This is a genomic window from Trebonia sp. (genome assembly GCF_049794275.1).
Taxonomy (GTDB): domain Bacteria; phylum Actinomycetota; class Actinomycetes; order Streptosporangiales; family Streptosporangiaceae; genus Trebonia.
In genome coordinates this window covers 1-5,234 of the sequence record NZ_JBARCR010000675.1, presented here as the reverse complement: position 1 = coordinate 5,234, position 5,234 = coordinate 1, and the positions used below count along the sequence as shown (strand labels likewise).

The following is a 5,234-nucleotide window of genomic DNA, read 5'->3' as shown; positions in this document are numbered from 1 at the left end:
CTTAGCTCAGTCGGTTAGAGCGACGCACTCGTAATGCGTAGGTCATCGGTTCGATTCCGATAGGCGGCTCCCAGTTAGGTCATGACCTGAAGCAGATCGTTGCACAGCTGCCGGGCATCGGCGCCGTACAGTCCGGCTGCGGCCGTGTATGGGCGTACAGGCGTCAGGACCCGCCGGTGCCTTATACGAGGTGAAGCCGGATAGGCAGAGATGGTTTGCCCAGGGCTTGCCGGGCATGGGCGAGGGCCTCGGATTCTATCCGGCGGTGCAGAGCGTGCAAGTCAGCGGAAGGGGCCGGGGTGACGGTGAGCACGATTTCCGGGTTGTGGCCGTCACCGATGACCCGGCCCTTAGCCGTGTCGACGCCATGGTAGGTGCTGATTTCCCGGGTGAGGGCATCGGTGATGGCAGCGGGCTGCACGATGGTGGTGCCCTGGTCTGTGCCACCCGGGATGATGATGTCCCCGGCCCGGTCGGTGGAGGCGAGCAGGGTCAGTATCCACCGCAGACAGGCCAGGGCGAGGAGCAGGCAGGCGCCTGCCACGGCGGGCCACAGCCAGCCGCCGTGATGGCCGATGTAGCTGCTGGCCTGGTTGTCGAATAGGGTCCGCCGGGAGAAGGACGCCCCGAACACTCCAGTGGAGGCAGCCATCCCGGCAGCGCCCGCAGCCAGGACAACCAGGCCGGACAGGGCCAGCATGAGACGGTTGGTACGATCGGCGTGCATCAGCGGCCTCTCGGGACGACGCGCACTTTCAGGCGCGGAGGGTGGCGCAGGTCCAGACTGTCCAGTTGTCCGCGGACTGCCTGGGTGACCGGCTCGGTCAGTGCCGTGGCGGCAGGCCGGCCGCGGGCAGCGGACGCGGCCGTGACGCTGGCGCGGCGGCGGCGGACCTTGATTTTCGCGCTGGAGATCCCGTCGATTCCGGTGGCGGCTGCGCGCAGCGTCCCGGCCAGGCCGCGGCGGGTGACGGCCGCGTCGGTGGCGTCATCACCGGGCCGCAGTGACAGCCGGGTGACGCGGCGGGGCTTGAGTTCCAGGATCAGTACCAGCGCGCCGACGACGATCAGGATGGCGGACCAGACCCGGACCACGAAGGCGTCCCAACGGGTCTTGCCGCCCCAGTGATACCAGGTGCTCCAGTGCACTAGCAGCGGGCTGCGGTGGGCGGCGAAGCCGATGACCTCAACGATGATGACGATGCTGACCGCGACCAGGGCGGCGGCGAGAATGAGGGCCAGCGGCCGGTTGACCAGGCGCATCTGCGGTTCTCCTTACCGGACCCGGGGAGGCGGGGTGATGTCGGTGGCCAGGTCGGCCACGACGATGTGGACTTCGTCGACGTCCAGCCCGGCCAGTTCCCGGATCCGGTCCCGGACGTGCTGGCGGACGTGCCCGGTGACCTCGGCGATGGACGCGGGCCAGCGGACGGCGATCTCCAAGCTCACGTACGCCTTGGATCCGTCGACCTCGACCGATGTCTTCGGAAGCGTGGAAAGGTCGGTGCCGCGCACGCCGAGGTTGCCCGCACCGGGAACGGCGCGACCGAGGACTCTGGCCACCGCGGCTCCCGCGTCCGGGTTCTCGGCCGCCGCCTGGGCGGCGATCTTGGTGACCACCGTGTCGGCGATGGTAATTGTTCCCAGCTCGGTGCGGCCTGCCAGCGGTGCGGGCCGGGTTTCTGTGACGGCGCTCATCTGTTGCGGCGGGCGCGTGACAGCCACGCCTGCGCGTCGATGTCACCGTCGAGGACCTTGGCGGCGAGGTAGCCGATCACGCCGAACAGGGCCACGATCAGCATGTCGCCGAAATCGCCGAACACCAGGGCTACGCCCAGGACCAGTCCGGTGATGGTGGCAAGCGCGGTACGGTTCATCATTCACATCCAGATTGCAGGGAAGGACAGTGCTCCGGCTCTCAGACTGGCGGCAGCCCGGGATCGGGATCGAGGCACGCAGGCACGGGAAACGGCAGCGTGGCCGGGGGGTCGTCAATGTCGGCGATCACCACGTCGACCGGGCGGTGGCCGGTCAGCGGCGCCAGCACCACGATGATGCTCGCGGCCAGGTCCGCGGCCGGAATTCCCCACCGGGACCGGACCTGCACGGTCACCCGGCCGTCGCCGACCACTACGCCGGTGACCCTGCGGCCGGGCAAGTAGGAGACGACCTCGCCGAACGGGCCGCCGTCCAGCGCGGCCACCCCCGCGCAGCCGGTAACGGCCGCGGCCACGGCGTCGACGTCGACGCCGTCGATCACCGCAAGCCCAGGCGTGCCGTTCTCAGTCAGCAGGGTCATGACACCCGCGAAGGCGCGGCGTCTTGCTCACCGTCGGTGGGAAGGTAGACGTCATCGACGGCGATGTTGACCTCGACGACGTGCAGGCCGGTCATCCGCTCTACCGATTGCTTGACGTTGCGCTGGATGCTGCGGCCCAGCTCGGCGATGCTAGAGCCGTACTCGACCACGATGTCTAGGTCGATGGCGGCTTCGGTCTCGCCGACTTCCACCCCGACGCCCTGCGCCACGTTCGGGCCGCTGCTGCCGGGGATGCGCTCGCGGAAGGCGCCGAACGTGCGGGTGCCGCCAGTGCCCATCGCGTGGACCCCGGCGATTTCCCGGCAGGCCTTGCCGGCGATCTTCTGCACCACGTTCTCGGCCACGGTGATCTGGCCGTCATCGGTAGCCAGCCGATCCCGGGTTGCGGGGCTGGCGTTCGTGCTAGCGGTAGCCGGGGTCTGGCTGCCCTTGGACGTCACGGGCTGGGTCATGAGGCATGCTCCTTCGGAAGATCATCGGGCGCCCCGGGGGCCGGGGAGTCTTACAGGCCAATACCTGGTTAGACACCGCCCAGCGGAGATCCTCGCAACCCTTTAGCGAATTTTAGTGAGATTTTCTCACGTACGCGCCACCCGCATGCCCTGGCCCGGGCAGGGTACGCGAGTACGGCTCAGACACCGGGCTAAAGGGCGAAGGAGTCCGGGACAGTGATAGCAGCGGCGCAGGCAACCCAGCCCGCGGTGGGAGACGCCTACCTCGTCGCGCGCGCCCAGGAAGGCTACTTCGACGCCTACGAACTCCTGGTTCAGCGGTACTCCGGCATGGCCTACCGCGTCGCTTTGCGCCTGACCGGGAACCACCACGACGCGCAGGACGTGGCCCAGGAATCGCTGATCGCCGCCTGGGAGAACCTGCCCCGGTTCCGGGGCGGGTCGTCGTTCCCCACCTGGCTGTACCAGATCGTCACCCGCCGTGCGCTGAACAAAGTCAGCCGCGGCCGCCCAGTTAGCTCGCTGGACCTTCTCCCCGACCTTGCCGACCCGGCTGCAGAGCCCGCCACCCAGACCGAGCGCAACCTCGCGGTTGACGCGGTCACTGACGCGCTGCTCGCGCTGCCGTTTCCGCAGCGTGCGGTGCTTGTCCTTCATCATTTCGAGGGACTGTCCTACGCTGAGATAGCCAGCGTGACCGGCAGCACCGAACCGGCAGTCCGCAGCCACCTGTTCCGCGCCCGTCGTGTCCTGGGTAGAAAGCTGGAGGAATGGAGGTGAGCGCCCGGTGAACGATCCGCCGCCAGACGGGCCGGCCGGCCGCCCGCTGCTCGCCGCCGTCACTCTTCCTTGTGGCGCCGACGTCGACCTCCTGCTCGAGCAGGTCGCCGACGGCCGTGGTACCGACCGCGACGCCCACCAGCAGCAATGTGTGCACTGTCAGGCCGCGCTCAGTGAATTCACCACTCTGTGGGCTCCGGTCGCCGAGCTGGCCGCAGCCCCGGTGCCCGCGCCCCCCGGCCTGGCCGCGGCGGTAATGAACCAGATCCGTTCCCACGTCCGTGACATCTGGTACACCCTGGAAATAACCGAGAGCGGTGCGATCCGGATCGCGGCCCGGATCGTGGCGGCCCTGGCCCGCGACTGCGCCCGGATGATCCCCGGGGTCCGGGTCGCCTTCGGCCGCAGCACCCAGGACACGATCGCCGCACGCGCCGAGAAGGCCACCCTCGGGCACCGTCACCCGCACGCCGCTATCGGGGTCCTGGGCCGCACCGCGGTGGTGGACCTGGCCGTAGCAGTCACGTACAACGACCCGGCCCACCAGGTCGCTCGTAATATCCAGCGGCAGGTCATCACCTCCCTGCGCGACCAGGTAGGGCTGCAGAGCGTGAAGGTCAACGTCACCGTGGATGACATCCTGGACGACGACGAGAGCTAACGAAGCGGTTGCGGATCGCCTGCGGGAGCCGACTAAACGGACGCGGGGAGGCCTGGGGCCGTAGCGGACGCGCCGGGCTGCCACGACGATCCGCCGAATCAGCCACGGCCGGCGCACGACGATGACCACCTTGGGCAGCTGTCCGAGATCCTGCTCTGATCCAGAATCGATGGCGCGCAGGCCCGCGATGAAGAAATCCGTATCCCCGCCCCGGTCCGGATGATGCGCCTGGATGAAATCCCGGCGGCGGCGCACGATTTCGCGGGCCCCGGTTTCGTTCTTCTGCAGGATGACGATCACCTGTTGTCTTGGTTACGAGCGAGAATAAGTACATTCAGGGTAGCTGCCGAGCCCTCATCGGCGAAGCCTCGCTGAGACTCGGTGGCGGCGTCGGCGTGGCCGCCTAGCGGTGTCGGCTCGTGCCCGGCCCGCTGGCCGCAGCCTCCCGTTTGGGAGACTGCCGTCCATATCCACGGGCGCCACCCGTGACTAACCGCCCCAAAACCGGCGACCAGCTCGTCGCCAGGTCGTGCGAGCTGACGCACTCGTAATGCGTAGGTCATCGGTTCGATTCCGATAGGCGGCTCCACCTGAACCGCCCTAGGTGTTGACCAGGCGAAGTGCCCCGCCAGGCGATACCTCTACGTTCCTGTCGCCGCCCTCGAGGGCGCTGCCCGGTCCCCGGCCCGACCCCCGCTGACGAGGACGACGATCCGGAGCACGCCGACACCATCACCTTCGCGGGGAACCCCGGGCACCCGCACGTGCCGTAACCGGCTAACGAATCCAGAGCTGGTCGAGGAGCAGGTTCCAGTAGGGGTGGAACTGGTAGTTGCCGGTGCGTGCGGACAGGACGGTCAGGTCCCGTGGGTTGTACAGGGGGACCCACGGGGCCTGGTCCACAATTTCGTGGTCGACGGCAGCCCATTGGCCCGCGGCCGTGGCGGGATCTCCGACCTGGCTGGCCAGGGCTTGCCGGGCCTGGGCGTCGACCTGCGGATCGCAGAACTCCGCCGTGTTG

Annotated in this window: 8 protein-coding genes and 1 pseudogene; 2 read left to right on the top strand and 7 right to left on the bottom strand. The window is 68.4% G+C overall.

Going from position 1 to position 5,234, the window contains the following annotated elements; genetic code table 11:
• Positions 1 to 181 precede the first annotated feature (181 nt).
• From amaP to WA805_RS18100, 6 genes are read right to left on the bottom strand one after another with little or no spacing between them, the layout of a single operon-like run.
• The gene (amaP, locus tag WA805_RS18125) at positions 182 to 727 is read right to left on the bottom strand and encodes an alkaline shock response membrane anchor protein AmaP (protein ID WP_425242916.1); all 546 of its coding nucleotides are present in this window, start codon (positions 725 to 727) and stop codon (positions 182 to 184) included.
• Positions 727 to 1,263, bottom strand: a complete 537-nt coding sequence (locus WA805_RS18120) for a DUF6286 domain-containing protein (protein WP_422287938.1) — start codon at positions 1,261 to 1,263, stop codon at positions 727 to 729. The genes amaP and WA805_RS18120 overlap by 1 nt, the downstream gene beginning before the upstream one ends.
• A 12-nt stretch (positions 1,264 to 1,275) precedes the next feature.
• Positions 1,276 to 1,698, bottom strand: coding sequence for an Asp23/Gls24 family envelope stress response protein (locus WA805_RS18115; RefSeq protein ID WP_422287936.1), 423 nt, complete (start codon positions 1,696 to 1,698; stop codon positions 1,276 to 1,278).
• On the bottom strand, positions 1,695 to 1,880 hold the full coding sequence (locus WA805_RS18110; protein WP_422287935.1) for a hypothetical protein: 186 nt from the start codon (positions 1,878 to 1,880) through the stop codon (positions 1,695 to 1,697). The genes WA805_RS18115 and WA805_RS18110 overlap by 4 nt, the downstream gene beginning before the upstream one ends.
• Before the next feature lie 38 nt (positions 1,881 to 1,918).
• Positions 1,919 to 2,299 carry a hypothetical protein gene (locus WA805_RS18105; RefSeq protein ID WP_422325989.1) on the bottom strand — a complete coding sequence of 127 codons (381 nt, stop codon included), beginning with the start codon at positions 2,297 to 2,299 and terminating at the stop codon, positions 1,919 to 1,921.
• The gene (locus WA805_RS18100) at positions 2,296 to 2,772 is read right to left on the bottom strand and encodes an Asp23/Gls24 family envelope stress response protein (protein ID WP_422287931.1); all 477 of its coding nucleotides are present in this window, start codon (positions 2,770 to 2,772) and stop codon (positions 2,296 to 2,298) included. The genes WA805_RS18105 and WA805_RS18100 overlap by 4 nt, the downstream gene beginning before the upstream one ends.
• A gap of 216 nt (positions 2,773 to 2,988) precedes the next feature.
• Here WA805_RS18100 and WA805_RS18095 point away from each other — a divergent pair, with 216 nt between their 5' ends.
• Together WA805_RS18095 and WA805_RS18090 are read left to right on the top strand one after the other, a co-directional pair.
• Positions 2,989 to 3,552, top strand: a complete 564-nt coding sequence (locus WA805_RS18095; RefSeq protein ID WP_422287929.1) for an RNA polymerase sigma factor — start codon at positions 2,989 to 2,991, stop codon at positions 3,550 to 3,552.
• Positions 3,553 to 3,559: 7 nt separating this feature from the next.
• Entirely contained in the window at positions 3,560 to 4,213 is a 654-nt protein-coding gene (locus WA805_RS18090) for an Asp23/Gls24 family envelope stress response protein (RefSeq protein ID WP_422287927.1), read from the top strand.
• Between the two features lie 777 nt (positions 4,214 to 4,990).
• On the opposite strand, the pseudogene WA805_RS18085 reads toward WA805_RS18090, so the two are convergent.
• Positions 4,991 to 5,234, bottom strand: a pseudogene (locus WA805_RS18085) (hypothetical protein); the annotation flags it as partial.